Annotated in this window: 26 protein-coding genes; 13 read left to right on the forward strand and 13 right to left on the reverse strand. The window is 64.9% G+C overall.

Annotation, left to right across the window (positions count from 1 at the left end):
• Positions 1–9: 9 nt before the first annotated feature.
• From AB7G19_RS04750 to AB7G19_RS04760, 3 genes are all read right to left on the reverse strand, one after another.
• Positions 10–2,166, reverse strand: coding sequence for a methyl-accepting chemotaxis protein (locus AB7G19_RS04750; RefSeq protein ID WP_063980789.1), 2,157 nt, complete (start codon positions 2,164–2,166; stop codon positions 10–12).
• A gap of 166 nt (positions 2,167–2,332) precedes the next feature.
• Entirely contained in the window at positions 2,333–3,058 is a 726-nt protein-coding gene (locus AB7G19_RS04755; protein ID WP_063986055.1) for an outer membrane protein, read from the reverse strand.
• Positions 3,059–3,282: 224 nt separating this feature from the next.
• Positions 3,283–3,603, reverse strand: coding sequence for a hypothetical protein (locus AB7G19_RS04760; RefSeq protein ID WP_063980790.1), 321 nt, complete (start codon positions 3,601–3,603; stop codon positions 3,283–3,285).
• Positions 3,604–3,723: 120 nt separating this feature from the next.
• Between AB7G19_RS04760 and AB7G19_RS04765 the strand changes: the two genes are divergently transcribed.
• On the forward strand, positions 3,724–4,065 hold the full coding sequence (locus AB7G19_RS04765; protein WP_063980791.1) for a hypothetical protein: 342 nt from the start codon (positions 3,724–3,726) through the stop codon (positions 4,063–4,065).
• Positions 4,066–4,191: 126 nt separating this feature from the next.
• Positions 4,192–4,479 carry a hypothetical protein gene (locus tag AB7G19_RS04770; RefSeq protein WP_063986056.1) on the forward strand — a complete coding sequence of 96 codons (288 nt, stop codon included), beginning with the start codon at positions 4,192–4,194 and terminating at the stop codon, positions 4,477–4,479.
• A gap of 30 nt (positions 4,480–4,509) precedes the next feature.
• Here AB7G19_RS04770 and AB7G19_RS04775 read toward each other — a convergent pair whose 3' ends face one another.
• The 3 genes from AB7G19_RS04775 to AB7G19_RS04785 form a co-directional block, all read right to left on the reverse strand.
• Complete coding sequence (locus AB7G19_RS04775) at positions 4,510–5,445, reverse strand: AEC family transporter (protein WP_063980792.1); 936 nt, start codon at positions 5,443–5,445, stop codon at positions 4,510–4,512.
• Between the two features lie 104 nt (positions 5,446–5,549).
• Positions 5,550–5,759, reverse strand: coding sequence for a hypothetical protein (locus AB7G19_RS04780; RefSeq protein ID WP_028148688.1), 210 nt, complete (start codon positions 5,757–5,759; stop codon positions 5,550–5,552).
• On the reverse strand, positions 5,756–5,929 hold the full coding sequence (locus AB7G19_RS04785) for a hypothetical protein (protein WP_187387912.1): 174 nt from the start codon (positions 5,927–5,929) through the stop codon (positions 5,756–5,758). The genes AB7G19_RS04780 and AB7G19_RS04785 overlap by 4 nt, the downstream gene beginning before the upstream one ends.
• A 457-nt stretch (positions 5,930–6,386) precedes the next feature.
• Between AB7G19_RS04785 and AB7G19_RS04790 the strand changes: the two genes are divergently transcribed.
• Positions 6,387–6,659: a hypothetical protein gene (locus AB7G19_RS04790; RefSeq protein WP_084794951.1), complete on the forward strand. Its 273-nt coding sequence runs from the start codon at positions 6,387–6,389 to the stop codon at positions 6,657–6,659.
• 18 nt (positions 6,660–6,677) lie between these two features.
• Here the strand turns inward: AB7G19_RS04790 and AB7G19_RS04795 are convergent, their stop codons facing one another.
• The 4 genes from AB7G19_RS04795 to AB7G19_RS04810 all read right to left on the reverse strand — a co-directional run bounded on the left by AB7G19_RS04795 (position 6,678) and on the right by AB7G19_RS04810 (position 11,895).
• Complete coding sequence (locus AB7G19_RS04795) at positions 6,678–8,297, reverse strand: ABC transporter ATP-binding protein (protein WP_063986057.1); 1,620 nt, start codon at positions 8,295–8,297, stop codon at positions 6,678–6,680.
• A gap of 2 nt (positions 8,298–8,299) precedes the next feature.
• Positions 8,300–9,139 (reverse strand): ABC transporter permease, encoded by an 840-nt coding sequence (locus AB7G19_RS04800; protein ID WP_028148686.1) that lies wholly within the window; start codon positions 9,137–9,139, stop codon positions 8,300–8,302.
• On the reverse strand, positions 9,136–10,107 hold the full coding sequence (locus AB7G19_RS04805) for an ABC transporter permease (RefSeq protein ID WP_063980795.1): 972 nt from the start codon (positions 10,105–10,107) through the stop codon (positions 9,136–9,138). The genes AB7G19_RS04800 and AB7G19_RS04805 overlap by 4 nt, the downstream gene beginning before the upstream one ends.
• A 237-nt stretch (positions 10,108–10,344) precedes the next feature.
• On the reverse strand, positions 10,345–11,895 hold the full coding sequence (locus tag AB7G19_RS04810) for an ABC transporter substrate-binding protein (protein ID WP_063980796.1): 1,551 nt from the start codon (positions 11,893–11,895) through the stop codon (positions 10,345–10,347).
• A gap of 215 nt (positions 11,896–12,110) precedes the next feature.
• Here AB7G19_RS04810 and AB7G19_RS04815 point away from each other — a divergent pair, with 215 nt between their 5' ends.
• The 5 genes from AB7G19_RS04815 (at position 12,111) to AB7G19_RS04835 (ending at position 16,733) form a co-directional block, all read left to right on the forward strand.
• Positions 12,111–12,749 carry a TetR/AcrR family transcriptional regulator gene (locus AB7G19_RS04815; protein ID WP_063980797.1) on the forward strand — a complete coding sequence of 213 codons (639 nt, stop codon included), beginning with the start codon at positions 12,111–12,113 and terminating at the stop codon, positions 12,747–12,749.
• A gap of 253 nt (positions 12,750–13,002) precedes the next feature.
• A complete protein-coding gene (locus tag AB7G19_RS04820; RefSeq protein WP_063980798.1) occupies positions 13,003–13,665 on the forward strand; it encodes a DUF3313 domain-containing protein in 663 nt (220 codons plus the stop codon).
• A gap of 32 nt (positions 13,666–13,697) precedes the next feature.
• Entirely contained in the window at positions 13,698–14,267 is a 570-nt protein-coding gene (locus AB7G19_RS04825; protein WP_063986058.1) for a DUF2147 domain-containing protein, read from the forward strand.
• A gap of 193 nt (positions 14,268–14,460) precedes the next feature.
• Positions 14,461–15,393: a helix-turn-helix domain-containing protein gene (locus AB7G19_RS04830; RefSeq protein ID WP_441267732.1), complete on the forward strand. Its 933-nt coding sequence runs from the start codon at positions 14,461–14,463 to the stop codon at positions 15,391–15,393.
• A 95-nt stretch (positions 15,394–15,488) separates the two neighbouring features.
• The gene (locus AB7G19_RS04835; protein WP_063980800.1) at positions 15,489–16,733 is read left to right on the forward strand and encodes an acyl-CoA dehydrogenase family protein; all 1,245 of its coding nucleotides are present in this window, start codon (positions 15,489–15,491) and stop codon (positions 16,731–16,733) included.
• A gap of 56 nt (positions 16,734–16,789) precedes the next feature.
• On the opposite strand, the gene AB7G19_RS04840 is transcribed toward AB7G19_RS04835, so the two are convergent.
• On the reverse strand, positions 16,790–18,340 hold the full coding sequence (locus AB7G19_RS04840) for a winged helix-turn-helix domain-containing tetratricopeptide repeat protein (protein ID WP_208089065.1): 1,551 nt from the start codon (positions 18,338–18,340) through the stop codon (positions 16,790–16,792).
• Between the two features lie 133 nt (positions 18,341–18,473).
• Here AB7G19_RS04840 and mddA point away from each other — a divergent pair, with 133 nt between their 5' ends.
• Both mddA and AB7G19_RS04850 read left to right on the forward strand, forming a co-directional pair.
• On the forward strand, positions 18,474–19,262 hold the full coding sequence (gene mddA / locus AB7G19_RS04845) for a methanethiol S-methyltransferase (RefSeq protein WP_063980801.1): 789 nt from the start codon (positions 18,474–18,476) through the stop codon (positions 19,260–19,262).
• Between the two features lie 207 nt (positions 19,263–19,469).
• Complete coding sequence (locus AB7G19_RS04850; RefSeq protein WP_028148676.1) at positions 19,470–19,892, forward strand: GFA family protein; 423 nt, start codon at positions 19,470–19,472, stop codon at positions 19,890–19,892.
• 200 nt (positions 19,893–20,092) lie between these two features.
• On the opposite strand, the gene AB7G19_RS04855 is transcribed toward AB7G19_RS04850, so the two are convergent.
• The gene (locus AB7G19_RS04855) at positions 20,093–21,652 is read right to left on the reverse strand and encodes a winged helix-turn-helix domain-containing protein (RefSeq protein WP_063980802.1); all 1,560 of its coding nucleotides are present in this window, start codon (positions 21,650–21,652) and stop codon (positions 20,093–20,095) included.
• A 484-nt stretch (positions 21,653–22,136) separates the two neighbouring features.
• Here AB7G19_RS04855 and pcaB point away from each other — a divergent pair, with 484 nt between their 5' ends.
• On the forward strand, positions 22,137–23,498 hold the full coding sequence (pcaB, locus tag AB7G19_RS04860; RefSeq protein ID WP_063980803.1) for a 3-carboxy-cis,cis-muconate cycloisomerase: 1,362 nt from the start codon (positions 22,137–22,139) through the stop codon (positions 23,496–23,498).
• 112 nt (positions 23,499–23,610) lie between these two features.
• On the forward strand, positions 23,611–24,867 hold the full coding sequence (locus AB7G19_RS04865) for an aminopeptidase (RefSeq protein WP_063980804.1): 1,257 nt from the start codon (positions 23,611–23,613) through the stop codon (positions 24,865–24,867).
• A 137-nt stretch (positions 24,868–25,004) separates the two neighbouring features.
• Here the strand turns inward: AB7G19_RS04865 and AB7G19_RS04870 are convergent, their stop codons facing one another.
• Positions 25,005–25,559 (reverse strand): hypothetical protein, encoded by a 555-nt coding sequence (locus AB7G19_RS04870; protein ID WP_063980805.1) that lies wholly within the window; start codon positions 25,557–25,559, stop codon positions 25,005–25,007.
• A 239-nt stretch (positions 25,560–25,798) separates the two neighbouring features.
• On the opposite strand from AB7G19_RS04870, the gene AB7G19_RS04875 reads away from it, so the two are divergent.
• Positions 25,799–26,254 carry a cupin domain-containing protein gene (locus AB7G19_RS04875; RefSeq protein WP_063980806.1) on the forward strand — a complete coding sequence of 152 codons (456 nt, stop codon included), beginning with the start codon at positions 25,799–25,801 and terminating at the stop codon, positions 26,252–26,254.
• The last annotated feature ends 52 nt before the right edge of the window (positions 26,255–26,306 follow it).

Genomic DNA, 26,306 nt, shown 5'->3' on the forward strand with positions numbered 1-26,306 from the left:
GCCGGCGGCTTACGCCGCCCGCATGTTGTTGAGGAACGCGTCGATCTCTCCGCGCAGCATGTCGGCTTCGCGGCGGAGCGCGTCGGAGGCGCCAAGCACTTGGCTCGCCGCCGCGCCGGCTTCCGCGGACGCCGTGGAGACGCCGATGATGTTGCTCGAGACCTCGCTGGTGCCGCCGGCGGCATGCTGGATGTTGCGGGCGATTTCGCGGGTGGCTGCGCCCTGTTCCTCGACCGCGGCGGCGATCGTCGTCGTCACGTCGTTGATCTCGCCGATGATCCGGCCGATGCCCTGGATGGCGCCGACCGCCGAGGTGGTGACTTGTTGCATGCTGGCGATCTGGGTGCGGATCTCTTCCGTCGCCTTGGCGGTCTGGCTCGCGAGGCTCTTCACCTCGGAGGCGACCACTGCGAAGCCGCGGCCGGCTTCGCCCGCGCGCGCCGCCTCGATGGTGGCGTTGAGCGCGAGCAGGTTGGTCTGAGACGCAATCGTCTGGATCAGGTCGACCACGACGCTGATGCGGCTCGCACTGTCGGCAAGGCTCTGCACCGTGGTGTCGGTGGCGCCGGCCTCGTCGACCGCCTTCCTGGCGATCGCGGCCGAGGTGACGACCTGCTTGCTGATCTCCTCGATCGAGGACGACAGCTGCTCGGTGCCTGATGACACGGTCTGCACGTTGACCGAGGTTTCCTCCGCGGCGGAGGCAACCGCGTTCACCAGTGCGTTGGACTGGTCGGCGGTGTTCGACATGCTCTGCGCGGTGGACTGCATCGAATTGGCCGACTGCGCGAGATTGTCGAGCGCGTTGCGTACCGCGCCCTCGAACTCGGCGATCTTCGCTTCCATGCGCGCGGCACGCTCGGCCTTGGCGACACGGTCCTTGTCCTGCTCGCTCGACATCGCGCGGGCCTCGATCATGCTCTCGCGGAACACCTGCAGCGTGTTCGCCATCACCGAGATTTCGTCATTGTGGTGCTTCGAGCGGTAGATCTCGGTCTCGAGGTCGCCGTTCGCGAGCAGCTGCATCGACTGATGCAGCGCGCCGATCCGCCGCAGGATGTTGCGGCCGACATAGAGCCAGACGAACAGCGCCGAGCCGACCAGCATCAGCGCGCCCAGCGCCAGCATCGCGGTGGTGGCGAGCGAGATCTCCTGGCGCGCCTGGAAGGTCGACGCGTTGGTCTCCTTCTGCACGCCGTCGACGAGCTGCTGCACGCTGATGCCGAGACCGACATTGAGCTTGCGGGTCTCGTCCAGAATGGTCTGGCCGTAGTCGATGGCGTCGAGCTCCTTCTGGCGGATCTTGAACACGCCGGTCTTGCCCTCGCCGAAGGCGAACAGCTTCTGCACGGCGTCGCGCACCGTCTGCATCGAGGGCATGTTCGGGAGATCCTCGAGGTTCGACTTGACGCGGTCGCGCGTCGCCTTGAACTCCTTCTCGATCGCTTCCAGCGTGTCGCTATTGTTGGCCGACAGCGCCGCCATCATGTCGGCGGCCATGAGATTGCCGTTGGCGGAGATTGTCGCGACCTGGGAGACGGTGCGGGCGGCCTCAGTCGCATCATCGGCGGAAACTTCCGCCGCGCCGAGGATCGCGTTCAAGCGTGTCTGTGCGTCCAGCATCGCAGGACCGGCCGCGCCGACGAAGGTGAGCTGCGCGTTGCGCAGCGCCTCATACTGCTTGTCATGCAGCGCGCCGGTCTCGAGCCGCTCGCGCGCGGCCGACACCAGGCTCTGGGTCGCCTCGTCGATGCTCTTGGCGGTGTCGCGCAGCGCGGTTGCGATCTGCTTGTCGGCGCCGAGCTCGATGATCTCGCCGAGCTTGGCCATGGCGAGCTGCTGGATGTCCTTCACGCTCTTGGTGCGTTCCTTCAGCGCCTCGTCGGAGGGCGATGCCAGCAGGCCCGGGCCTTGCGCCGCGAGCGTCGCGCTTTGCGAGGCAAGCTGCAGGCTGGCGGAGAGGCGCGGGATGTCGCGGCCGCTCAGATCCATCATGGTCGCGCCGAGGTGATTGAACACGAAGCCGGCGCCGGCTGCGATGACGAGGCCCATGCCGGCGATCAATGCGAAGGCGGCGAACAGGCTGCCGCGCACGCCCCACCTTGGCATCTTGAAACGAGGCTTGAGACGGCCAAGGACACGGCCAGCACCCAGACGGATCGCCATCGAAATTCCCCCACGCGTGATCTTTATATTTTCGCCGCGGAGTATCCCTGGGTCGGGTTAAAAAATCGCAAGTTGCACAATCGGTTGCGCCTGTTCCGCACAGCGAAAAAAGAAAGGGCCGGCAGAATTGCCGGCCCTTGATTGCGAAGAGATTTTTGAGGCGCGATCAGTAGCGCGCGACCGCCGAATTGGCCCAGTTGAAGCGGTAGTTGACGCCCGCCTTGAAGGTGTGGTCGTCGGTCGTGAAGTTGCCGGTGCCCACCAGCGGGCCCGCGGTGAAGTGTGCGTCGCCGAAATTGTAGTACTGGTACTCGGCCTTGGCCGACCAGTTCGGGGCGAACATGTATTCGAGGCCGGCGCCGACGGTGTAGCCGTTGCGGTGATCGCCATCGATGATGAAGCCGGTCGGCACGCCGCCAATCGTCACCTTCTCGTTGTTGTCCGAATAGGCGTAGCCGCCCTTCACGTAGAGCAGGCCCGGACCCCAGGTGTAGCCGACGCGGCCGGTGATCGAGCCGAGGCCACGCTGGTCGTTGCTGTAGGCGACGCCGCCCGGGAACGCCGCACCGACGCTGCCGGAGAGCCAGGAATACTGGCCTTCGACGCCGACCAGGAAGTTCGGGTTGAACTGCCAGTCAGCACCGACCTGCACGCCGCCGAGGAAACGGCCGTTGCCGTTGTTGCCGGTGGAGAGGCCGTTGAAATTGTTGTCGCTGGAGAACGCGCCGCCGACATGGCCGCCGACATAGAAGCCCGTCCAGTTGTAGATCGGCGCGGCATAGGCCGGCGCAGGCGCCTTGTAATAGTTGCGGTTGCCGAGATCGGCGCCGACGGCCGGCGCGGCAGCGCCCACCACGAGCAGCCCAACGGTCGCAAACAAAATCTTCTTCATCGTCTTGAACTCCAGCACTTTGGTCCCCGGCAGACGCGCTGTCCGCGCCGTCGTTGGTTTTGCAGATAGCTCGCTTTTGACGAAAATGCTGTCACATCCGTGGCACAGCGACAGCCAACCTAACTTATTGGGCTGTAAATGATTTTCGTGCTTAATGGCGGCTTAAGAAGTGGTGAAGGAAGGCTTAACGTCGCACGTCTCGGGTAACTTGCGCATGTCTCTCGTTAACCAAGCCGCCGCCGTACCTCATCGCGCATCTGCGCGCGGAAGGCCGCGCGCCTTGCAGGCCGGTCTTCCTCGCGGACGTCGTGGCGATCGAAGACGTCGAACTTCTCCATGATCGGATAGCGCTCGCTCGCCATCGCCAGCACGCGCAGCACCTTGGTTGCGGACGGCGTCGGCCCGCTCACTTCCCAGCGCCGGATGGTGTCGGCGCCGCCCTTCTCCGGCAGTCCGCAAAGCTTGGCCATGTCGGCCGCGGTGAGCTTGCGCTCGAGGGCATCGGAAAGGTCGTTGCGGAGCTGCTTCAGTTCGGGGCCGGTCATGCTGCTTGCGTCCAGGGAAGTCACTGAAGGCAATGCACTAGCGCTGATTCGGGTCCATCCGAAGGCGAGTGGTCGTGATAGTGTGTCCATGCCGGTCGAGCGTCAGCGAGGCGAAATCGCATGCCTGTGTTCAAGCTGCCCCTGTCGGGGGATGTCGTCCAGTCCATTTATCCGTCGTTCTTCAGTCCCACCGGCGGCCAGTTCGGTCTCGTCAACATCACGGTGGGGCAATCCTCGGCGCCAGATGTCGAGAAGGACGTGCTGTCGGATGTCGCCGGTTACGGCAAGCAGATCGGACAGATCGCGGACGCGCTGCTGGCCGTGGTCGAGCATCTGGAGTCGCGGCCCGACCACGCGCTCGCTGACGATCCGGCGATCGTCGCCTTCAAGGCGCTGATGCACTCCGTCGCGACAGTCAAGGAGCGACATGGCCGCAAGGCATGTCGTCCGAAGCGACGATGACCACGGCAGCGGTGTCCGGGTCAGGCACATTCGGGCGTGCACGAAGTTATGAACGGGTACCCATGGAAATTCCGCGTTGAATGAACACATGGCACAATGGGCTCGCAGCCAATGAAGGGAACCGCCATGACAAGCATCAAACCCGCCATTGCCGCACTCATCACTGTCGGACTGCTTGCCGCGCCTTTTGCAGCCGAAGCGAAGAAGGCCCGGCCGAGCCGGCATCACTACAGCACGAGCGTGGTGGCCCCGACCTATGGCGCCGCCGCATTGCCGGTCGCGCAGCCCAGGACCTCTTACGGGTCGTCCGGACAGACGGTCGGGACAGTCACGGCGCCCTCGATCGGATCGTACAATTGGCCGTCGGTCGGCGTGACCAATTCGGTGCCGACCTGGAGCAACACCACGAGATAGAGAACACGCCGCCAGGCGCGCCGGCGACTGTCAACGCACACCCGGCGCGAGGCCTGAGAGCAGGTAGAGCGCGACCAGCAATGTCGCGACCGACAGCATCGTCGTGACCGAGACGGTGGCCGCGACCAGCTTCTCCTCGACCTTGTGCTCGTGCGCCAGCACATAGACGGTCTTCGCCGTCGGCACGGCCGCGCATATGACGGCGGCGACCGTGTAGAGCGGGTTGAGGCCAGTGACCACGCAAAGTCCGTAGACGATCAGCGGCATCACCACCAGCTTCACGGTCGCGAGCGCGAACGATGCTTTCAGGTTGGATCGCAGGCCGTCGACCGACAGGCCAAGCCCGATGGCAAACAGTGCGCAGGGCGTGAGCGCGGCGGCAATGATGTTCAGATAGGCCGCGACGGGCGCCGGAATCGGCAAGCCCGTGATCGCCCAGACGAGACCGATCAGCGTCGACAGCACCATCGGATTGAGCAGGATCTGCTTCACCAGCCCGGCGGAATGGGCAGGGCTGCGCACGTCCCTTTCCAGCAGGATGACCGTGAGCGGAAACATCACGCCGGCGACGAACACCGTCGCCACCGCGGCGGGCAAGACGGCGGGCTGGCCGTAGATCGCGTGCAGGATCGGGAGCGCCACGAAGCCGGTATTGGTCATGGCCGCCGCCATGCCATGGATCGTGCTGCTGGCGAGGTCGTGCTTGCCGTCCGCACGGACCGCCAGGAAGACCAGCGCGAAGCAGAGGAGGGAGCCGCCGCCGAACGCGAGCAGGAAGCGCCATTCCAGCAGGTTGCGCGCCGGCTCCTGGGCGATCGTGACGATCAGCAGCGCCGGCATCGCCACGTTGTAGGCAAAATGCACCAGCGCGTCCGCAAGCGAGCGGGAGAGATAACCGAGTTCGCCGGCAAGCCAGCCGGTGACGATGATTGCGAACACGGGAAGAACGAGGCTGGCGACCTCCATCCGGCGTCCCCCTCTGCCAAGCAGCGTCGCCATTCTAGCCTGGCGATGCATGCTCGTCACGGTTCAACTGGATGGCGCCGTCCTCGACCAGACGGCCTGTGGCCTCAGGCGCCCCTGCCGGTCTGTTGACCGAACACGCAGCGCCATCCAGCCAGGCGTTCGGCCGGATGCTGGTTCATCCATTCGGCGAGCTGCGGCGCGCCCATCAGGCAGGACTGCATCGAGACGTTGGCGAAGTCCGAGGTGGTGACGATCTGCTCGTGACAATTTGCCGGAGAGGAGAGGCTGCAGAGCACAGCGATGATCTTGATCACGCCAGATTTCCTGCGTCGCCGTTGGCCGCGCGACCGATCGTCGCCTTGCCCTGCGGCTCGCCGCTCGGATCAGCCGGCGGAAAAATGCTGTCGTAGATCGCGCGTGCCTCCTGAATGAGGCGAACGCGCTCGCGCTCGGATTTCGAGATAAACTGAATAACCTGGCCCATATCGGCTCCAATGGATCGGAAGTCCATCATCAGATGATGGAAATCATTCCATGCGAATCTGGGGTGTCGGCCTCTGTTTCGCATCTGTGCGGCCGGTCACGAGGGATAAAAAGCCCGTGAGTGTTCCGTCGCCCGAAGAGGAGCGGAATACCTTGGCTGATGCGCTGGCCTGACGTTGCCGGCGCGCGCTGCTTGCGTCCCGGGACCGCTGCAAGCAAGGCACGACATGCGAGCATCCTCCGTGCGGCGGCGAGCCAATGCGCCGGGAGTGCGCCCGTGCGCCCCTGTTCGGCTGGAGCTGCTCGTCGCGCTATCGTGATGGAGCGCCAGGCCCTGCAGTGTGATCGTATTGCGGCACATTTTCACGCGCGTGGAGTTGTAAGATTGCTCAGTGCACGAGTGGTTCGACGAGCGAACGGCCGACGCGACTGAGACACCGCGCCCGAAAGGATTAGCCATGACAGGAACGAGACGCTCGATTGCGGTACTTATCGCGGTCGGATTTGCGGCATCGCCATTCGCTGCAGGCGCGCAGACGTCTGCGGCGGGCACCCAAGGCAACACGGGCGGTCTTTCCGGAGCGCCAGCAACGCAAGGCACGACCTATGGAAGCTCCGGACAGACCGTCGGGACCGTCACGGCGCCGTCGGTCGGAACGTCTAATCAACCATCGGTCGGCGTGACCAACTCAGTCCCCACCTGGAAGAACACCAACCCTCCGGGCAAGTAGCAACCGCGATCGGCCGACTCACGCCGCCGGCGCGGGCTCTTTCCGCCCGGGCACCGCCGCCAGCAGTTCGCGCGTATAGGCGTGCTCCGGCGCGGCGAACAGTTGTGCGGTCGGCTTCAATTCGACGATGGCGCCGCGCTGCATCACCGCGATGCGGTCGCAGATTTGCGCCGCGACGCGCAGATCGTGGGTGATGAACAGCATCGAGAGGCCAAGGCGCGCCTTGAGGTCTTCGAGCAGTCGCAACACCTGCGCCTGCACGGAGACGTCGAGCGCGGAGACGGCTTCGTCGGCGACGATGATCTCGGGTTCGAGCGCGAGCGCGCGCGCAATGCCGATGCGCTGACGCTGGCCGCCGGAGAATTCATGCGGGTAGCGGTCGAGCGCGCCGGCGTCCAGTCCGACCATCTTGAGGAGATCGCGGGCGCGGTCGAACGCCACTTTCGGATCGATGCCGGCTGCGATCGGACCGTCGGCGATGATGTGCCCGACCTTGCGGCGCGGATTGAGCGAGGCGAACGGATCCTGAAAGATCATCTGGATGCGATGGCGCTCGGCGCGGAGCGCCTTGCCCGACAGCGAGGTGAGATCGGTCTCGCCGATCCGCACCGTGCCGCGGTCGGCTTCGATCAGTCGCATCACCAGACGCGCTACCGACGATTTGCCGGAGCCGGATTCGCCGACGAGGCCGAGCGTCTCGCCCTTGAGGATGTTGAAGTTGACTTCGCGCGCGGCATCGACGCGGCGGTCGTCGCGAAACCAACCGCCTGATGTGACGTAGGTCTTGTCCAGCCCGATCACCTCGACGGCCCTGGCCTGGTCATCGAGCGGCTCGCGCGCCGGCGGGTCCATCGACGGCACGGCGGCGAGCAGCGCCTTGGTGTAGTCATGCTGCGGATTGTTGAAGACGGAGCTAGCGGGGCCTTCCTCGACGACCTTGCCATGCCTGAGCACCACGACCTGGTCGGCGATGTCGGCGACCACGCCGAAATCATGGGTGATGAACATCACCGCCATGTTGCGGTTGCGCTGGAGGTTGCGGATCAGTTTCAGGATCTGCGCCTGCGTGGTGACGTCGAGCGCGGTGGTGGGCTCGTCCGCGACCAGCACTGCGGGCTCGAGCGCGAGCGCCATCGCGATCATGGCGCGCTGGCGCTGGCCGCCGGAGAGTTGGTGCGGATAGGCGCGGACAATGCGCTCGGGGTCGGGCAGGCCGACCTCGCGCGCCAGCGATAGGGCCTTGGCGCGCCGCTCCTTCGGCGTCAGCAGGCCGTGGGCCTCGAACATCTCCGCCATCTGGTCGCCGATCCGCATCAACGGATTGAGCGCGGTCATCGGCTCCTGAAAAATCATCGCGAGGCGGCGGCCGCGCAGATCGCGCCAGCCGTCGTCGTCGAGCTTGAGCAGGTCGCGGCCTTCGAACTGGATCTCGCCGGAGGTGACGGTGACCGTATCAGGCAGAAGGCCCATCAGCGCATGCGCGCACATCGACTTGCCGGAGCCGGATTCGCCGACGACGCAGACGATCTTGCCGGGCCGCAAATCCAGCGAAACGCCGTCGACCGCGAACGGACGCTCGGCGCCCTTGGGCAGCGCGATCCGCAGATTCTTGATCGAGACGGCGGGCGGGGCGGTCATCATCAGCGGCCCTCCCGCGACAGGCGCGGATTGAGCGCGTCGTTGAGGCCTTCGCCGATCAGGTTCAGCCCGAGCACCGAGATCAGAATGGCGACGCCGGGAAACACGGTGATCCACCAGGCCTGGCGGATCACGGTGCGGCCGGCGCCGACCATGTAGCCCCAGGAAATCAGATTGGGATCGCCGAGCCCGAGGAACGCCAGCGAGGATTCCAGCAGGATGGCGGTCGCCACCATCAGCGAGGCCAGCACGATCACCGGCGACAGCGCGTTGGGCAGGATCTCGCGCAGGATGATCCAGGTGTTGCTCTGGCCCGTGACCACCGCGGCCTGGACATATTCGCGCGTGCGCAGCGACAGCACCTCGCCGCGCACGAGGCGGGCGACCGGCGGCCAGCTCACCACCGCGATCGAGGCCACGATCGAATAGATCGAGGGCTGGAGGATCGCGACCAGCACGATCGCGAGCGCAAAGCTCGGAATGGTCTGGAAGAACTCGGTGAAGCGCATCAGGGCGTCGTCGACCTTGCCGCCGAAATAGCCGGCCATGGCGCCAATGGGAACGCCGACGACCAGCGCGACCAGCGTTGAGACGAGACCCACCAGCAGCGAGACGCGCGCGCCAAAGATCATGCCGGCGAACACGTCGCGGCCGAGCGCGTCGGTGCCGAGTGGCACGGTCGAGAGCGTGAAGGGCGGCAGGAACGGCCGCTGCACCATGCGCCAGGGTGAATTCGGGAACAGCATCGGCCCGAACACCGCGATCGAGATCGCAAGGACAAGGATGACGAGCCCGACGACGCCGCTCGGGCTCTTCAGCATCGATTTCCAGAACTGTTTCATGAAGCGAATTCGATGCGCGGGTCGACCAGGCGGTAGACGAGGTCGGTGATGAGGTTGAAGATCAGCACCATGGCGGAGCAGATCACGAAGACGCCGAGCAGGAGGTTGTAGTCGCGCTGGAGCAGCGCGTCGTACATCAGACGCCCGATGCCGGGCCAGGCGAATACGGTCTCGGTGATGACGGCGCCGCCGATCAGCGTGCCGGAATGCACACCGGCCAGCGTCACGACCGGCAGCAGCGCGTTGCGCAGCACGTGGCGACGCTGGATCACGGCATCGGAAAGGCCCTTGGCGCGCGCGGTCTTGACGAAGTCGAGGCGCTTCACCTCCAGCATCGAAGCGCGCGTCATGCGGGTATAGGTCGCCATGAAGAACAGGCCGAGCGTCATCGCCGGCATGATCAGGTGCTTTGCGACGTCGACTGCGTGGGCAATGCCGGTGAGGTTGGCGCCGACGGTCTCGTAGCCGAAGCTCGGCAGCCAATCCATGGTGACCGAGAACAGGAGGATTCCCATCAGCGCCACCCAGAAGATCGGCATGGCGTAGAAGATCAGCGCGAACACGGTGATGGCCGTGTCGAGGAAGGTTCCGGCAAAGCGCGCGGCGAAGGTGCCGAAGAGAACGCCGAGCATGAGCGAGATCGCGAATGCGGTCAGTGTCAGCAGCAGCGTCGCCGGCAGCCGCTCGCCGATCAGCTTCACGACCGGCGCCTGCTGGCGGAAGGAGAAGCCGAGGTCGAGCGTGACGACGCCCTTGACGTAGATGAAGAGCTGCTCGGGCAGCGGCTTGTCGAGGCCGAACTTTTCCCGGAGCTGCTTGACGAAGACCTGGTCACTGGCACCGGCCTCGCCCGCCATCACGACCGCGGGGTCGCCGGGCGCAAGCCGGATCAGGCAGAAATTGAGAACGACGATCGCGAGCAGGACGATCACGCCCTTCACGATACGCTGAGCGACGAAGGAGAGCATATTAGAGAGTCATCTCTTGTAGCGTGACCTGGAGCCACGGAGACACTGGGCTCCCTCGCCCCGCTCTTGTCCGCCGAAGCCTCGACGAAGGCGGATGCGGGGAGAGGGTTGGGGTGAGGGGGACTCTCCGCGGGGACGGTGATAGTTGGACTCGCGGAGACTCCCCCTCACCCGAATGTGCGCTATGCGCACATTCGACCTCTCCCCGCGAGCGGGGAGAGGTGAAGAGGGCAGTCATCACTTGTCCAGCCATGCGTCCTTGAAGCCGTCATTGACGCCGATCCCCGTGGTGATCAGGTTCTTGACCTTGCAGCGGGTGATGGTCGGGAATTGCAGTTCGAGCATCCAGGCCACCGGCACGTCCTCGACCAGGATTTTTTGCGCCTTCTCGTAGATCTCCTTGCGCTTCGAGTCCGGCGTCGCGGTCGCGCCGTCGGCGAACAGCTTGTCGATCTCCGGGTTGGAGTAGCCCTCGACGTTGTTGAAGACCTGCCCCTTGGCGATGTTGCTGGAGATATAATTGCGGCCGACGCCGAGCGCGGGATCGCCATACTGGTAGAGATAGGTGAAGGCGATGTCGTAGTCCCAGTCGCCGATCTTCTGGTTGCCGCCGGCAACGTCGGTGGCGATCGTCTCGATGTTCATGCCGACGTCCTGGAGGTTCTGCTTCACGGCTTCACCCCAGCGCTGCCAGGTTTCGCCATAGGCGAGCGGCAGCAGGCGGATCTTCTCGCCCTTGTAGCCGGCTTCCTTCAGCAGCGCCTTGGCCTTGGCCGGATCGTAAGGGTATTTCGGCACGTCGTCGGTGTAGAACCTTATGGTCGAGGCGGACGGGCCTGTCGCCACCTTGCCGAGCCCGTTCCAGATCACGTCCTTGGCGAAATCGCGGTCGATCGCGAACATGATCGCCTGCCGCACCCGCTTGTCGGCGAGCGGACCCTGGCGGTTGTTGAGCCATAGCCAGGCGAGCGGCGAGAAGAACTCCCAGCCGGCGCCGGTGACGCAGGTGTCCTTCAGCTTGGACAGCCGCGGCACGTCGAAATTCTCGACCGAGCCGCCGGGCAGCACGTCGACCTTGCCGGTCTCGTACGCCACCGAGCGCGCGGCGGCGTCGGGAATGATCTGCCAGTAGATCTCGTCGAGATAGGGCTTGCCCTTTTCGTGGTAGTTCGGGTTCTTGACCAGGCGGATGAACGAGCCCTTCTGCCACTCCTTGAACATGAAGGGGCCGGTGCCGACCGGCGCGTTGTTGTAGGGGTTGGTCTTCCAGTCGGTGCCTTCATAGAGATGCTTCGGCACCATCGGCATCGAGCCGACCTCGAAGATGCCGAGGAACGGTCCGAACGGCTGCTTCAGCGTGAACACCACCGTATAGTCGTCCGGCGTCTCGATCTTGTCGACCTGCGCCAGATTGGTGCGGGCACGCGCATGCGTCTGCTTCAGCATCTCCATCGAGAACAGGACGTCGGCGGCGGTGAAGGGCTTGCCGTCATGCCAGGTCACGCCCTTCTTGAGCTTGAAGGTGTAGGTCTTGGCGTCCTCGCTGACGCTCCAGCTTTCGGCAAGCTCCGGCAGCGGCTCGAGCTTGGGGCTGTAGCGCAGCAGGCCCTCGAAGATGTTGCCCGAGACCATTTGAGTCGGGCCGTTCTGGACCTGCGCAAGCATCAGGCCGGGCGGCTCGGGCTGGATCACGGCGTTGATCACGCCCCCCGTCCTCGGCTCTTGCGCCAGCGCCGAGGCCGTGAGGCCGCAAGCCAGGAGGGCACCAAGCAACACTCGTTTTGGCATGTCGTATCTTTCTCAAGCGAGACCGGCCGAGAACGCTTCGCACGTCATGGCGCGCAAAGCTCCGGCCGGCCCATCCCAGTCCCCATCCGGTATCGAGGCTCACACAGTCTCATTCGGGGCCGCAAGATGAAAGTCTCGACAGTGTTCGCACAAAAAATGTACAGCGCGTCCTGTTTTCACTTGATTCATTGTCTTGTCACGGAGACAAGTCGGCCATGGACAATGCCAGCCGCTCCGAACGATCCCGTAACGCCGCACTCGAAGCGGCCATCGCGATCATCGCGCGCGCCGGGCCGGGCCGGCTGACGCTGGATGCGATCGCGCGCGAGAGCGGACTCAGCAAGGGCGGCGTGATGCATCAGTTCCGCACCAAAGAAGCGGTGCTGAAGGCGTTGCTCGACCGGCAGATGGCGCATTTCGAGGAGTTCGCCACCAGCACCATGGCAAAGGTGAGCGCGACCTCCGCGAATCCCAATCTGGCGACCCAGCTCGCGACCGTGCGCGAAGCGGCCACCTCGCCGAATTCTGCCGCGCTGGCGCTGGTTGCGGCCATGGTCGAGAATCCGAGCCTGATGGCGCTGCCGCGCGAGCGCGAGATGGAGAGGATGGCGGCGATCAGGGAAGAGGCCACTGATCCTGATCTCGCGATGCTGCGCTGGGCCGGCGCGATGGGACTCCTGCTGAGCTCGTTGTTCGGCATGTCACCGCTCAGCAAGGACGAGCACCAGCGGCTGTTCGCGCGTCTGCTCGACGACGCGCAGTGGACCGGCCTCGCGCAGCCGGGCGCCAAGCGCACCGCCAAATCCGGCGCGCCTTCGGCGGCAAAGGCCGCAACGCCGCGCAAGCGCGCCTGATTCATCGTTAACGATTTCCCGCCGATCGCTGCCCAAAGCCGCGCCTGCGGCCAAATGTGCCATGCCCGCGTTTTTGAACTTTACAAACCGTCTAGTCGGTTTTATAAATCGACACACTGAGACGACTCAAGGCTTCCGAGATGGCCCCGGACGAAGCCTTGGGTTGGCACTGGTGAGCGCCGCAGCCGCGTCTGGTCCCGTACGCGGCTGCGGTCGCCACTGCCTGGGCAGCAAGCCGCTAGAGGAGTCTGGAATGAATCGCTCGATCGCCCTGCGCGGTCTGGGAACGCTGCTGCTCGGCGCAGCCGTCGCGGGCTGCGCCACCGTCGCGCCCGTGCCGTATTCCGGGATGGCGTCCTCAGCCTACATGGCTCCGGACAAGTCGGACGCCTCCGGCCGCGTGCCCTACCGCTATTCCACGCCGGTCGACTGGCGCGCTTATAACAAAGTCATCCTCGAACCGGTCGTGGTCTATCGCGGCAGGGATCACCAGTTCGGCGACATGTCCGACAAGGACAAGGCGACGCTTGCCGCCTACATGCAGAACCGTTTCGCCGAGGGTCTGCGCGGCCGCTTCGCGCTGGTGCGCGAGCGTGGGCCGGAGACGCTGCGGATCAGGCTGACACTCACCGGCGCCGTCGCCAACACGCCGGTGCTCGGCACGCTCTCCCGCTTCGACGTCGCCGGCGCCGTCTACAACGGCGTGCAGGCCGCGCGCGACGGCGAAGGCACCATGACCGGCTCGGTCATCTACGGCGTCGAGATCTTCGACGCCGCCGCCGCGCGCCTGCTCTCCGCCTACGTCACCAAGCAATACCCGGCTGCCTACGACATCAAGGCCACCGCCGGCGCGCTCGCCGCCGCCACCGCTGGCCTCGACAAGGGCGCCGACGCGCTGATGGCGCAATTGAACTGACGCCGCGACCCATCCAACGAAAGGTGCCGCAGATGAACATTGTCCTTCGCTTCGTGCTGCGCGTTGCGATCACGATCCTGATGATGGTGTTTGGCGGCCGCGCCGGCGCCGCGGCGCCGCCCGACCCCAGCGGCACCTGGCTCGTCCAGGACGGCCGCGCGCGCATCAGGCTCGAGCGCTGCGGGCCGTCGCGCGACCGCATCTGCGGCTTCATCGTCTGGATGAAGGAACCGGCCGACAAGCGCGGCCAGCCCTATCGCGACAAGGAGAATCCCGATCCCGACAAACGCGCCCGCGCGCTGCTCGGCCATCAGCTCATCATGGGTTTGCAGGCGACGCCGGAGGGACAGTTTGCCGGCGAGATCTACAATGCCGAGGACGGCAAATCCTATTCGGTCTCGCTGTGGCGCGACTCCGCCGATCGCCTCAAGCTCAGGGGTTGCCTGATCAAGTTCCTGTGCCAGACCCAGACCTGGCAGCAGACCCTCGACGTGCTGCCCGGCCAGCTCGTCGGCCTCACCGGCGATCTCAACGGCCCCCGCGCCGACAAGGAATGGGCCGCCGTGCCGGCACCGAAGCCGATACAGGCCAAAGCCAAGTAGCGGATTGCTTCTCTAACCATTCACGTGGTTTCCGGTACGCCGACGGCTGCACTCGCAATGACGACGTGATGGCGGTCGCATATTGCGCGCCTTCGAGATTTGACCGGTTGTTCGCCAAAAGCTATCCTTCCGTCCCGCTGGGTCGTCCAATCTGAATTTGCACGCGCGAATTCCTCGTTCCGGGGGCGCACCTATGGAATGGTCAGCCAAGCCCTCTCGTGCCGATCGGCCCTTCGGCAGTTGGGCCGACGATCTCGCTGCGGCCTTTGTCCGGCTCGAGCCGCGTAAAATCGCCGACCGTCCCTTCGAAGGTTCGATCGCGCGTACCGACGCTGCGTCGGTCCAGATTTCGCTGGTGAAAGCCACAGGGCACTGCGTTCTCCGGCTGCGGCCCCATATTGCGCGAAGCACGGACGATCTCTGCTTCGTCAATCTCCAGCTCGAGGGTCTGGGCCGCACGACGCAGCGGGGACACGAGCAGGTCTGTGCGCCCGGCGACCTCGCGGTCGCCGATACGACCGAGCCGTTCGAGATTGCCAACGGCCGCGACTTCCGCCTCTTTTGCTTTGCCGTGCCGCGGCGGCACCTGCCAAAGAGCTTTACGGATTCTCCGCGGCTTGCGTTGTCGAGGAGGGAAAATGGCCGCGCGTTGTCGCGCACGCTCGCGGGCTATGCCGAGCTTTGCCTGGCAGCACCCGCCGTTGCGGCAAGCAGCGGCACGCATGTGGTCGAGCTGATCGCGCATGCACCGGAGATGCTGGGTGAAATGCCGGTTGCGCGCGTGAATGCGCCCGTGCTGCTGTCGATGATGCTCGACCATATCGACCGCCACAGCGACGATCCCGGTCTCGATGCCGAATTGCTTGCCCGGAAGTTCCGCTGCTCGGAGCGCTATGTGCACCGGTTGTTCGTCGCGACCGGCCGCTCCGTCGGCGAGCATGTCGGCGATCGGCGGATCCTGATCTGCGCCCGCGACCTGCTCGACGCGCAGCATCGTCACAAGACCATCTCCACGATCGCGTATGAGGCCGGCTTTTCCGACATCTCGCACTTCAACCGCCTCTTCAAGCGCAGCCACGGCCTCGCCCCGCGCGAATTTCGCAGGACGAAGGGGAAGGGCGAGTAGTTCACCTCCAGCCAAGAATTAGGTCGCTGCCGACCAAGATTTTCCGCCCTCGCTCGGCTCACCCTGGTGACCTGCCGGAGCGAGGGAGATGTTCGATGGCGATTGATTTCACGCTTTCACCTGCGCAGCGCGCGTTGCAGCTTCAATCGCGAAAATTCGCGGCGGAGGTCTTGGCCGGCGCCGGCAAGGCCGAGTTGCTGGCGACGCCGGAAGAGCGCTTCCTCGCGACGAAGCCGACCTATGAGGCGATGGTCGCTGCCGGTTATCTGCGCAAATGCATTCCGGCGCCGGCGGGCGGCGACAATGCCGGACTCATCGACATGGCGATCCTGGCGGAAGAATTCTACGCCGTGAATCCGAGCGTGACGCTGACCATGCTCGGCACGGTGCTCGGTCTGCTGCCAATTCTGCTTGGTGGCACCGCGGAGCAATGCGCCCGCCTGCTTGCACCGTTCCTGAAGACGAGCGGCGCTCCGCTTGCGGGCTTCTGCTCCTCGGAACCCGGCGGCAGCGCCAATGCTGCCGCACCGCCGCCGGGCGAGGGCGTGCGCACCACCGCAAAACGCGAGCTCGGCAATTGGATCATCAACGGCCGCAAGAAATGGGTGTCGTCCGCCACCGGGTGGGATCGCAATGGCGCCGACGTGTTGTGCGTGGTGTGCCGGACCAATCCCGCCGCGCCACCGGAGCAGGGTGTCTCCATCATTGCGGTCGAAGGCCCGGTGCATGGCATCGTGTTCGAACGCGCCATTGATTCGATCGGCCACCGCGCTCACCTCGTGCCGGAATTCAGCCTGCGTGCCGTCACCGCGCCGCACGGCAATCTGCTCGGGCAGGAGGGGGGCGGCTTGATGCTGGCGTCCGCCGCCTTCACCGGCACGGCGGCGCTGGTCGGCATCTTCGGCGTCGCCATGATGCGGGCCGCCTTCGACTTCGCACTGCATTTTGCCCGCACCGAGAAACGCGGCGGGGTACAGGCGATCATCGAGCATCAGGCGGTCGGCTATGCACTCGCCGATGCCAAGACCACTATCGAAGCCGCGCGCTACCTGAGCTGGCGGGCCTGCCATGCGCTCGATACGCAATCACCGGGCGCCGACGAGCTCGCGATCCAGGCCAAGATCTTCGGCTCCGAAGCCGCGGTGCGGGTCATCACCGACCTGATGCGCGTGGTCGGCATCGACAGCTATGATCACGCGGCGCCGTTCGGCCGCTTGTTGCAGGACGCGTTGGCGCTGCCGATCTTCGACGGTGGCAACATGGGCATTCGGCGGCGCCAGCTCCACGCGATGCTGATGCGGCCCGATTACGATCCACTGACCGCGTGCGGAGGAGCCTGAGACGACGCGTCGTATCTGCATCCGCCCTTTGCCCATTTGCGGGGAGAGGGAGTTCTCTACCCCAACCCCGCGCGCCGGAACCCTTCCAGATAGTGCTCGCGATCGGCGTCACTGGCCCAGGGCAGCTGCGTTGCGATCCAGTGCAGCGAGATGTTGGGCTGGGTACGGCGGAGTTCGCCCAGCGCCATCTCGGCCAGCGCGCCGTCGCCGGTCATGCCGGCGGACACCGCGAGCACGCGGTAGGCACCGGTGAGGTCGCCGCGATGGCGGATCGCCTCGCGCGCCAGCGCGATCGCTTCGTCGTAATGCCGTTCGGTGAAGCGCGCATAGCCGGCAATGCCGTAATAGATCGCCAGCGACGGATCGCGCGGCGAGAGCCGGATCGCCCTCTGCGCCGCATCGAACGATTCCCCGGAACGACCGGCGTAGGACAGCGCCAGGGCGTAATAGCCCTGCGCCAGCGAGAAGTTCGGGTTGAGCGCGAGCGCCTGCTCGAACTCGGACAGCGCGTCGGAAAGCCTGCGCGTCGAGAAGAAGACGCTGCCGAGCGCGGCATGGGCCCAGGCATCCTCGTGGTCATGACGCACCGCGGCGAGCGCGGCGGCCTCCGCGATCGGCACCGTCGTGGCAAGCTCCGCCCAGCCGAGATGGACGCCGAACATGTGGCTTGCCGCCAGCACCGACAGCGCCTGACCGTAGTTCGAGTCGATCGAAATGGCGCGTTCGAGCAATGCCTGCGCAGCCTTGTGGTCCTGCTGCGTCACTCGCCAGTAATGCGACAGCGCGCGCATCAGCAGGTCCCAGGCATCGAGGCTCGCGGGCGGCTTGCGGTCGGCGCGAAAATTCTCGGCCGCATGGATCTGCGGCTCGATCGCCGCGACGATCGCGTTGGTGATGTCGTCCTGCACGGCGAAGACGTCGACAAGCTCGCGGTCGTAGCGCTCGGCCCAGAGATGGCTGCCGGTGGTGGCGTCGTTGAGCTGCGCGGTGATGCGCACACGGTTGTCGACCTTGCGCACGCTGCCTTCGACGATGTAGCGGACGCCGAGCTCCTCGGCGATCTGCCTGATATGAACCGAGCGCCCTTTGTAGGTGAAGGACGAATTGCGGGCGATCACCATGAACCAGCGCTGCTTCGACAGCGCGGTGAGAATGTCCTCGCTGATCCCGTCGCCGAAATATTCCTGCGCGGGATCGCCGCTCATGTTCTCGAAGGCGAGCACTGCGATCGCCGGGCGGTCCGTCACGGCGCGCACCGGGGCAGGGCCGGGTTCCACCGGCGCAAGCGTCGCTGCTACATCTTCCCGGACTTCGCCGACGAAGCGAAAGCCCTTGCGCGGGATCGTCTTGATCAGCCGCTGCGTCGCGCCGTCGTCGCCAAGCGCCTTGCGCGCGGCATTGATTCGGCTGTTCAGGGCGGAATCCGAGACGATGCGGTCGCTCCAGATCTGGCTGATCAGGTCATCCTTGCTGACCACACGGGCGCGTTGCGCGACCAGATAGAGCAGCAGATCGAACACCTGCGGCTGCAGCGGCACGGCTGCGCCGCTGCACGTCAGTTCCCGCAGGTCGCCGTCGAGCACGTTGTTTTCAAAGAGAAATCGCACGTTTCTGTCGTCTCAAGCAAAAATCAAAGTGGTCTCAGGCGAAAATCAACCGTCCGTGAAAGTCAGGGGGTGTCCGATCCGGCATGGTGCGAACACTAAACAGTGCCGATGCCTCGGCACAACGGAGCGTTCTATGACCCAACTTGATCACCAGCTTCATTCCATCGGCCCGGAGGTTGCGGGCTCACGCATTTTCAAATTCATCGGCTTTCTGTACGGAATTGCGGCATATCTCGTGTTTTTCGTCACCATTCTCTACGCCATCGGCTTCGTCATGGGGCTGGTGGTGCCGAAGACCATCGACACCGGAACCGACACGCCGACGGCCGAAGCCGTCATCATCAATCTACTGCTGATGACGCTGTTCGCCGTTCAGCACAGCGTGATGGCGCGCAAGCAGTTCAAGGCGTGGTGGACGCAGTTCGTCCCCAAGCCGGTCGAGCGCTCGACCTACGTGCTGTTCGCGAGCCTGTCATTGCTGCTCCTGTTCTGGCAGTGGCGTCCAATGCCTGCGGTCGTATGGGATGTCGGAAACCCGGATCTCGCCGTGACGCTGGTCACGCTGTCCCTCGCGGGCTGGGTGCTGGTGTTCGCCTCGACCTTCATCATCAATCACTTCGAATTGTTCGGATTGCACCAGGTGACCAACCATCTCGTGGGCAATGAGGCGGCGCCGCCGCGCTTCAAGACGCCGTTGTTCTACAAGTTCGTTCGTCATCCGATCTATCTCGGCTTCATCATCGCGTTCTGGGCGGCGCCGGTCATGACGGCGGGCCATCTGCTGTTCGCGGCCGTGACCACGCTCTACATCTTCGTCGGCATCGCGCTGGAGGAGCACGACCTCGTCGATCTCTTCGGCGACGAATACCGGCAGTACAAACAACGGGTGTCGATGCTTATTCCCTGGCGCAGATCGGTATAGCCGTAGCATCTTTCCGCCGCGTCCACCGAAAGGAGGACGCGCGGCGGAACCGAAGCGCGTAACGGACGTTGCCGGCCTCCAGCCCTCAACGTCCCTCGGGGTGATTCCCTCCGCTCCGACGCCTCTCCCCGCATCCGCCTTTGCCGGTTTATCGGCGAGCCGGAGCGGGGAGAGGAATTTCAACCTTCATCCAACGGAGACGACCCAATGAAACATGTCGGAAACTGCTTCTGTGGCGCGGTCACAATCGAGGTCACAGGCGAGCCGGCGGCGATGGGCTATTGTCATTGCCGCTCCTGCCGCTCGTGGTCGGGCGGACCGGTGAATGCCTTCAGCCTGTGGAAGCCGGAAGCCGTGCGCATCACCGAAGGCGCCCAGAACGTCGAGACCTTTGCCAAGACGCCGCTCAGCCAGCGCAAATATTGCAAGAAGTGCGGCGGTCATCTCATGACCAACCACCCGCCGCTCGACCTGATCGACGTCTTCACCGCCACCATCCCCACGCTCGCATTCACACCCGGTGTTCACGTCAACTACGCCGAGACGGTGCTGCCGATGCGCGATGGCCTGCCGAAACTGAAGGACTTTCCGGCCGAGTTCGGCGGCAGCGGCGAGATGATGCAGGAGTAGGGTGCACTTACCCTCCCCTGGAGGGGGAGGGTCGATCGCGCGAAGCGCGAGCGGGGTGGGGGATCTCTCCACGCAGGCAGTGTTCATTGTGGAGAGACCGTCACCCCACCCCGTCTCTCATCTTCGCTGCGCTCAGATGCGAGCCGACCCACGGGCGAGCTACGCTCGTCCCGGACCCCTCCAGGGGAGGGTAAACAGCATCACCTCATTCCCGCGCGCCGAAACCCCTGCAGATAGTGCTCGCGATCCTCTGCCCGCCGCATCGGCAGCTCGCGCGTGAGCCAGGCCAGCGAGATGCCGGGCTGGGTGCGTTGCAGGCCCCGCAGCGCGTACGCCGCGAGTTGAGGATCGCCCAACATGCCGGCGGCGGCCGTCAGCACGCGATGGGCGCCGACGAAATCGGCGCGCTGCCGCATCGATTCCCGCGCCATCTGCACGGCGCCCTCATAGTTGCGGCCGATGAACTGGGCATAGGCGGCTACGCCGCAATAGATCGCCGCGAGCGGATCGCGCGGGCTCAGCCGCAGCGCGCGGCGAGCGGCGGCATCGCCGTCTCGCCATCTCCCGGCGTAGCACAGCGTCACGCCGTAGAAAGCGTGCGCCATCGCAAAATTCGGATTGAGTTGCAGCGTCAGCTCGAACTCAGCCAGCGCGTCGTCGAAGCGGCGGCGGAACAAATAAGTATAAGCCAGACCGTGATGGGCCCAGGCGTCCTCGCGATCGGCTTCCACCGCCGCGAGCGCCGCGCGTTCGGCGACCGGCACGGTCATGGCCATGTCGGCCCAGCCCATATGCGCGCCGAAGATATGGCTGGTCGCGAGCAGGCCCAGCGCCTTGCCATAGGCGGGATCGATCGCGGTCGCCTGTTCCAGCAGTCCTTGTGCGGCGGCGTTGTCCTCGCGCGTGATGCGCCAATAATGCGACAGCGCACGCATCACGAGGTCCCAGGCGTCGAGGCTGCCCGGTGGCTTCTGCTGGGCACGAAAGCTTTCGGCGGTATAGAGCTGCGGCTCGATCGCGGCGACGATCGCCTCGGTGATCTCGTCCTGCACGGCGAAGATGTCGGCAAGCTCGCGGTCGTAGCGCTCGGCCCAGAGATGGCTGCCGGTCGAGACGTCGTTGAGCTGCGCCGAGATGCGCAGGCGATCGCCGCTGCGCCGCACGCTGCCTTCGAGCACATAGCGTACGCCGAGCTCGCGCGCGACTTCGTGCATGTGAACGGCGCGGCCCTTGTAGACGAAGGAAGAGTTGCGGGCGACGACGAAGAACCAGCGCAGCTTCGACAGCGCCGTGATGATGTCCTCGCTGATGCCGTCGGAGAAATAGTCCTGCTCGCGGTCGCCGCTCATATTGGTGAAGGGCAGCACGGCGATCGCGGGACGGTCGGGCAGCGCGAGCGCCGCCTGCGGCGCCTGGGCGACACGGCCCGGCTCCGGCAAGGCCGCGCCGCGCTGCGTCTGGACAGCGCCGACGAAACGAAAGCCCTTGCGCGCGATGGTGCGGATCAGCGCCTGGTTGGCTCCGCTGTCGCCGATCGCCTTGCGCGCCGCGTTGATCCGGCTGGTCAGGGTGGATTCGGAGACGCTGCGCCCGTGCCAGATCTTGTCGATCAGCTCATCCTTGCTGACCACCCGGTCGCGGTTCTCCATGAGGTGGACGACGAGGTCGAAGACCTGCGGCTCCACGGCCACGGGAACCTGCTCGCGGCTCAGCTCGCGCCGGTCGGTGTCGAGAAGGTGGTCCCGGAACATAAACTGCACGTCGAAAACTCAACCCTCGCAATGACATCAGGCAATGATGAAATCAGAATGGATTTCGACTCTAAGACTGTGAGTCCGCTGAGCGGCCTGCCGGGTTCACCACGATCGCGTGATGGCTGCTATGCCGTTTTCGGATAGGAATGCAACTTGAATGAGAATGTGGCGGGTCTGGTGCGCGGGCTGCGCACATAGCCCGATCTTGCCGCGCTCACAATTTATCCCGTCCCCCTGAAGTGGCCGCCTTGTCACGGCCCTCGAAGGGCGACGGCCCGGCTGCATCGCGGCCGCTCATCACTTCGAGGCGCTTCGTGCGCCGCCGCGCGTCGCACGCTTCGCATCTCAGGATGACGGGGTGATGGAGCGATGCGCCGTCGTAATGTCGTCGTACGGCATCGAATGTGTGGCGAGCCATGAATGTCCATTGCCGAACAGCGCGGCCCGCGTAAGCTGCTCTCACACAAACGCAAACCATAAAGAAACGCCCATGCCCGCTTTTCCCGCCTCGACGACCGTGCTCGATTCCATGCTGTTCCGCGACGCCTTCGGCACGCCCGAGATGCGCGAAGTGTTTTCCGATGTCGCGCTGGTCGGACGCTATGCCGAGGTCGAGGTGGCGCTGGCGAAGGCGGAGGCGAAGTGCGGCGTGATCCCGCAGGAAGCCGCCGACCAGATCGCGGCGCGGACCGACGTCGCCGCATTCGATTTCGATCTGCTGCGACAGGAGACCGACATCGTCGGCTATCCGATCCTGCCGCTGGTGCATCAGATGGTGAAACAGTGCGGCGAGGCCGGCCGCTACGTGCATTGGGGCGCAACCACGCAGGACATCATGGATACCGCGGTGGTGCTGCAATTGCGCGCCGCGCTCGGGATCGTCGAGCGCGACATCGCCGAGCTGCGAAACATCCTCGCGGACCTCTCGAAGCGCTACCGCGACACGCCGATGGCCGGCCGCACCCATCTCCAGCAGGCGCTGCCGGTGACGTTCGGCTACAAGACCGCGATCTGGCTCGCGATGTTCGACCGCCACGCCGAGCGGCTCGTGCAATTGAAGCCGCGCGTGCTGGTCGGACAGTTCGCCGGCGCCGCCGGAACGCTGGCCTCGCTCGGCGGCAAGGGGTTCGAGGTGCAGGAGGCGCTCTGCGTCGAGCTCGAGCTCGGCGTTCCCGCCTCGACCTGGCACGTCGCGCGCGACGGCTTTGCCGAGGCCGTGAACTTCCTCGCGCTCGTCACAGGCTCGCTCGGCAAGATCGCGCTCGACATCATGATCATGGCCTCGACCGAGTTCGCCGAGGTCTACGAGCCCTTCGTCAAGGGCCGCGGCGCCTCCTCGACCATGCCGCAGAAGCGCAACCCGATCTCCTCGGAGCTGATGCTCGCGGCGTCCAAGGCGGTGCGCCAGCATGCCGGTCTGATGCTGGATGCGATGGTGCAGGATTTCGAGCGCGCCACCGGGCCCTGGCATGCCGAATGGATGGCGATCCCGGAAAGCTTCGTGCTGACCGCCGGCGCGCTGCACCAGGCGAAGTTCGCGCTCGCAGGCCTCATCGTCGATGAAAGGAAGATGAACGACAATCTCGCCATCAGCCGCGGCCAGATCGTGGCCGAAGCGGTCATGATGGGGCTGGCGCCGCAGATCGGGCGGCAGGAGGCGCATGACGTGGTCTATGATGCCTGCCGGCTCGCCAATGAGAAGGGTCTGACATTGGCGGACGCGCTCTCGTCCGACCCCCGCGTCTCCGTCAGGATCGACCGTGCCACGATCGAAGCGCTGACTTCACCGAAAAATTACCTCGGCCTTGCGCCTGCCATGGTCGACCGGGTGCTGAAATCGGCAACGCGTTGAAAACCAAAATGCGCGAAACTCCGTATCTCTCCGTGTCGCAAGGCGCTCGCGCACTTGCGCCTTGCGATGCTAGACTTAGATTGAACGAGAGAGCTTCGGCAGAGGACCCCGCATGATTGATCACCGCAATTCCGCCGTTCCCATCGATCCCGTGAAACTCGACCGGCTGGCCGAGGTGGCGGTGAAGGTGGGCCTGGGCTTGCGGCCGGGACAGGATCTGCTCTTGACGGCGCCCGCGATCGCGCTGCCGCTGGTGCGGCGGATCGCCGTGCACGCCTACAAGGCCGGCGCCGGTATCGTGACGCCGATCCTGTCGGATGAGGAGATGACGCTGGCGCGCTACCGCCACGGCCAGGACAACAGCTTCGATCGTGCCGCCAACTGGCTCTATGAGGGCATGGCCAAGGCGTTCTCCGACAACACCGCGCGGCTCGCCATCGTCGGCGACAATCCGATGCTGCTGTCCGGCGAAGATCCTTCCAAGGTGGCGCGCGCCAGCAAGGCCAATTCGATAGCCTATCAGCCGGCGCTGGAAAAAATCGTCAATTTCGACACCAACTGGAACATCATCGCCTATCCGAGCCCGTCATGGGCCAAGCAGGTCTTCCCTGATGATCCCGAGGACATTGCGATCGGCAAGCTGGCAGACGCGATCTTCGCGGCCTCCCGCGTCGACCGCGAGGATGCGATGGGCAATTGGGCGAGCCACAACGCGGTGCTGCGCGAGCGCACCAACTGGCTCAACGGCCAGCGCTTTCGCGCGCTGCAATATTCAGGTCCCGGCATCGACCTCTCCATCGGGCTGGCCGACGGACATGAATGGGAGGGCGGCGCCTCGCTGTCCAAGAACGGCATCAGTTGCAACGCCAATATCCCGACCGAAGAGGTTTTCACAACGCCGCATTGCCGGCGCGTCTTTGGCCATGTCGTGAGCTCGAAGCCGCTGTCCTACCAGGGCACGCTGATCGACAACATCGCGGTGCGCTTCGAGGACGGCAGGATCGTCGACGCAAAGGCCTCGCGCGGCGCGGAGGTGCTGAACAAGGTGCTCGACACCGACGAAGGCGCGCGGCGTCTCGGCGAGGTGGCGCTGGTGCCGCATTCCTCGCCGATCTCGCAGAGCGGGCTGTTGTTCTACAACACGCTGTTCGACGAGAACGCGGCCTCGCACATCGCGCTCGGCCAGTGCTATTCGAAGTGCTTCGTCAACGGCGCGCAGCTGACGCCGCAGCAGATCGCCGCGCAAGGCGGCAACCAGAGCCTGATCCATATCGACTGGATGATCGGTTCTGCCGAGACCGACATCGACGGCATTCTCGCCGACGGCAGCAAGGTGCCGGTGTTCCGCAAGGGCGAGTGGGCGAAGTAGTCCGCCGCTGCTCGTCATGCCCGGGCTTGTCCCGGGCATCCACGTTCTTTGTGCCGCTAGGCGTGGATGGCCGGGACAAGCCCGGCCATGACGATGATGGTGGAAGGTTCAAGCCCCAGCGCTGGCGTCACGCGCTCTCACGCCGCCGCGTTGCGCAGCATCCGGTTGTTGTCGATGCTGAAGCGGTTGAACAGCGTCGTGAACGGGCTGCCGTCGGTGGCCCGCACGATGACGTCGGACGTGGCGACCGCCTCGTAAAGCGCTTCGATGGGATCGTCCGCATCGGGCAGGTCGAGGCTGCCGCGAATTTCCTCGCGGGCCGCGTTGACGTCATCCTCCTGGTCGAGTGTCGCCTCAAGCGCATCCGCCGCGCGCCGCATCTCTGCGAGATCGCCGCCGGCGGAGAATTTGAGGATGTCCAGCCAGTAGGGGTGGGCGACAAAGAGCTGGATGAAGGCCTCGAACGTGCCGGCGATAATTCCTGCGCGGCCCTCCGATGAGACGTAGAGCACATTCCGCGATGGCAGCAGCACGAAGGTGCCGCCGCAGCCGTCGCTGCCGATCTGCCGGGGGTTTTCGACGCCGTCGATGGTGAACCAGGGCTCATCTTCGGTTGCGAAGGAAACATCGAGGCTGCCGAGCCAGGCGACGACCTCGCCTTGGGCTGTCAGAACCTCCGGGGTGAGGGGCATCGGTGCGGGCTCCTTCGCTGGTCACTTTCGCGCACTTTGTCGCACCCCAGAAAAGATGGGTTCATGTGCGCGAATTTGCAGGCAAATCCCGACGTTAACCTCGTCGCGCCTGCAACTTGCGGCTGATTGTCGGCGCCTGCGTAAGAAAGAATTAAAAACCGGCTACTAGCGTTCCAACATCTTTGGAAACAATCCGGGCCCAGACCCGGCCATACATATTTTATTCCCTGGGGAAGCAGATGTCGCCGTCATTGATTGAAATCAGTAGTTGCAACGTGGATCTCGAGCTGCGGCCGATCGAGCCGTCCTGGATTATCGAAGGCAATCCGGTGTCGCGCTCGCACATCCTGTCGACCAGCGCCGACGGCACCGCCTCGACCATCATCTGGCACTGCACCGAAGGGCGCTTCAACTGGTACTACGACATCGACGAGACGATCATGATCATGGAAGGATCGATCGTGCTCGAAAGCGACGGCATGCCGCCGAAGCGTTACGGCCCGGGCGACGTCATTTTCTTCCGCGACGGCGCGCATGCCAAATGGCATGTCGAAGGCCACGTCAAGAAGATCGCCTTCTGCCGCAAGACCAATCCCGTGATGATCGGATTCCTGATCCGCGTCGTCAACAAGCTCAAGCGGATGTTCGTCTCCGCCGGCGAGCGCCGCCCCGCCTCGCTGTTGGGGGCTGGCTAGAGTTCAAGCATTTTCAAGGACGCTTCCCAGCGGCCACGACGGAAGAGGGGCC

The sequence above is a fragment of the Bradyrhizobium sp. 215_C5_N1_1 genome, assembly GCF_052075935.1.
GTDB classification, from domain to species: Bacteria; Pseudomonadota; Alphaproteobacteria; order Rhizobiales; family Xanthobacteraceae; genus Bradyrhizobium; species Bradyrhizobium barranii.

Excerpts from the sequence above, each read along its gene's own strand:
- AB7G19_RS04750 (WP_063980789.1), bottom strand. The coding sequence starts at position 2,166 with ATGGCGATCCGTCTGGGTGCTGGCCGTGTCCTTGGCCGTCTCAAGCCT.
- AB7G19_RS04755 (WP_063986055.1), bottom strand. The coding sequence starts at position 3,058 with ATGAAGAAGATTTTGTTTGCGACCGTTGGGCTGCTCGTGGTGGGCGCT.
- AB7G19_RS04760 (WP_063980790.1), bottom strand. The coding sequence starts at position 3,603 with ATGACCGGCCCCGAACTGAAGCAGCTCCGCAACGACCTTTCCGATGCC.
- AB7G19_RS04765 (WP_063980791.1), top strand. The coding sequence starts at position 3,724 with ATGCCTGTGTTCAAGCTGCCCCTGTCGGGGGATGTCGTCCAGTCCATT.
- AB7G19_RS04770 (WP_063986056.1), top strand. The coding sequence starts at position 4,192 with ATGACAAGCATCAAACCCGCCATTGCCGCACTCATCACTGTCGGACTG.
- AB7G19_RS04775 (WP_063980792.1), bottom strand. The coding sequence starts at position 5,445 with ATGGAGGTCGCCAGCCTCGTTCTTCCCGTGTTCGCAATCATCGTCACC.
- AB7G19_RS04785 (WP_187387912.1), bottom strand. The coding sequence starts at position 5,929 with ATGGGCCAGGTTATTCAGTTTATCTCGAAATCCGAGCGCGAGCGCGTT.
- AB7G19_RS04790 (WP_084794951.1), top strand. The coding sequence starts at position 6,387 with ATGACAGGAACGAGACGCTCGATTGCGGTACTTATCGCGGTCGGATTT.
- AB7G19_RS04795 (WP_063986057.1), bottom strand. The coding sequence starts at position 8,297 with ATGACCGCCCCGCCCGCCGTCTCGATCAAGAATCTGCGGATCGCGCTG.
- AB7G19_RS04800 (WP_028148686.1), bottom strand. The coding sequence starts at position 9,139 with ATGAAACAGTTCTGGAAATCGATGCTGAAGAGCCCGAGCGGCGTCGTC.
- AB7G19_RS04805 (WP_063980795.1), bottom strand. The coding sequence starts at position 10,107 with ATGCTCTCCTTCGTCGCTCAGCGTATCGTGAAGGGCGTGATCGTCCTG.
- AB7G19_RS04810 (WP_063980796.1), bottom strand. The coding sequence starts at position 11,895 with ATGCCAAAACGAGTGTTGCTTGGTGCCCTCCTGGCTTGCGGCCTCACG.
- AB7G19_RS04815 (WP_063980797.1), top strand. The coding sequence starts at position 12,111 with ATGGACAATGCCAGCCGCTCCGAACGATCCCGTAACGCCGCACTCGAA.
- AB7G19_RS04820 (WP_063980798.1), top strand. The coding sequence starts at position 13,003 with ATGAATCGCTCGATCGCCCTGCGCGGTCTGGGAACGCTGCTGCTCGGC.
- AB7G19_RS04825 (WP_063986058.1), top strand. The coding sequence starts at position 13,698 with ATGAACATTGTCCTTCGCTTCGTGCTGCGCGTTGCGATCACGATCCTG.
- AB7G19_RS04830 (WP_441267732.1), top strand. The coding sequence starts at position 14,461 with ATGGAATGGTCAGCCAAGCCCTCTCGTGCCGATCGGCCCTTCGGCAGT.
- AB7G19_RS04835 (WP_063980800.1), top strand. The coding sequence starts at position 15,489 with ATGGCGATTGATTTCACGCTTTCACCTGCGCAGCGCGCGTTGCAGCTT.
- mddA (WP_063980801.1), top strand. The coding sequence starts at position 18,474 with ATGACCCAACTTGATCACCAGCTTCATTCCATCGGCCCGGAGGTTGCG.
- AB7G19_RS04850 (WP_028148676.1), top strand. The coding sequence starts at position 19,470 with ATGAAACATGTCGGAAACTGCTTCTGTGGCGCGGTCACAATCGAGGTC.
- pcaB (WP_063980803.1), top strand. The coding sequence starts at position 22,137 with ATGCCCGCTTTTCCCGCCTCGACGACCGTGCTCGATTCCATGCTGTTC.
- AB7G19_RS04865 (WP_063980804.1), top strand. The coding sequence starts at position 23,611 with ATGATTGATCACCGCAATTCCGCCGTTCCCATCGATCCCGTGAAACTC.
- AB7G19_RS04870 (WP_063980805.1), bottom strand. The coding sequence starts at position 25,559 with ATGCCCCTCACCCCGGAGGTTCTGACAGCCCAAGGCGAGGTCGTCGCC.
- AB7G19_RS04875 (WP_063980806.1), top strand. The coding sequence starts at position 25,799 with ATGTCGCCGTCATTGATTGAAATCAGTAGTTGCAACGTGGATCTCGAG.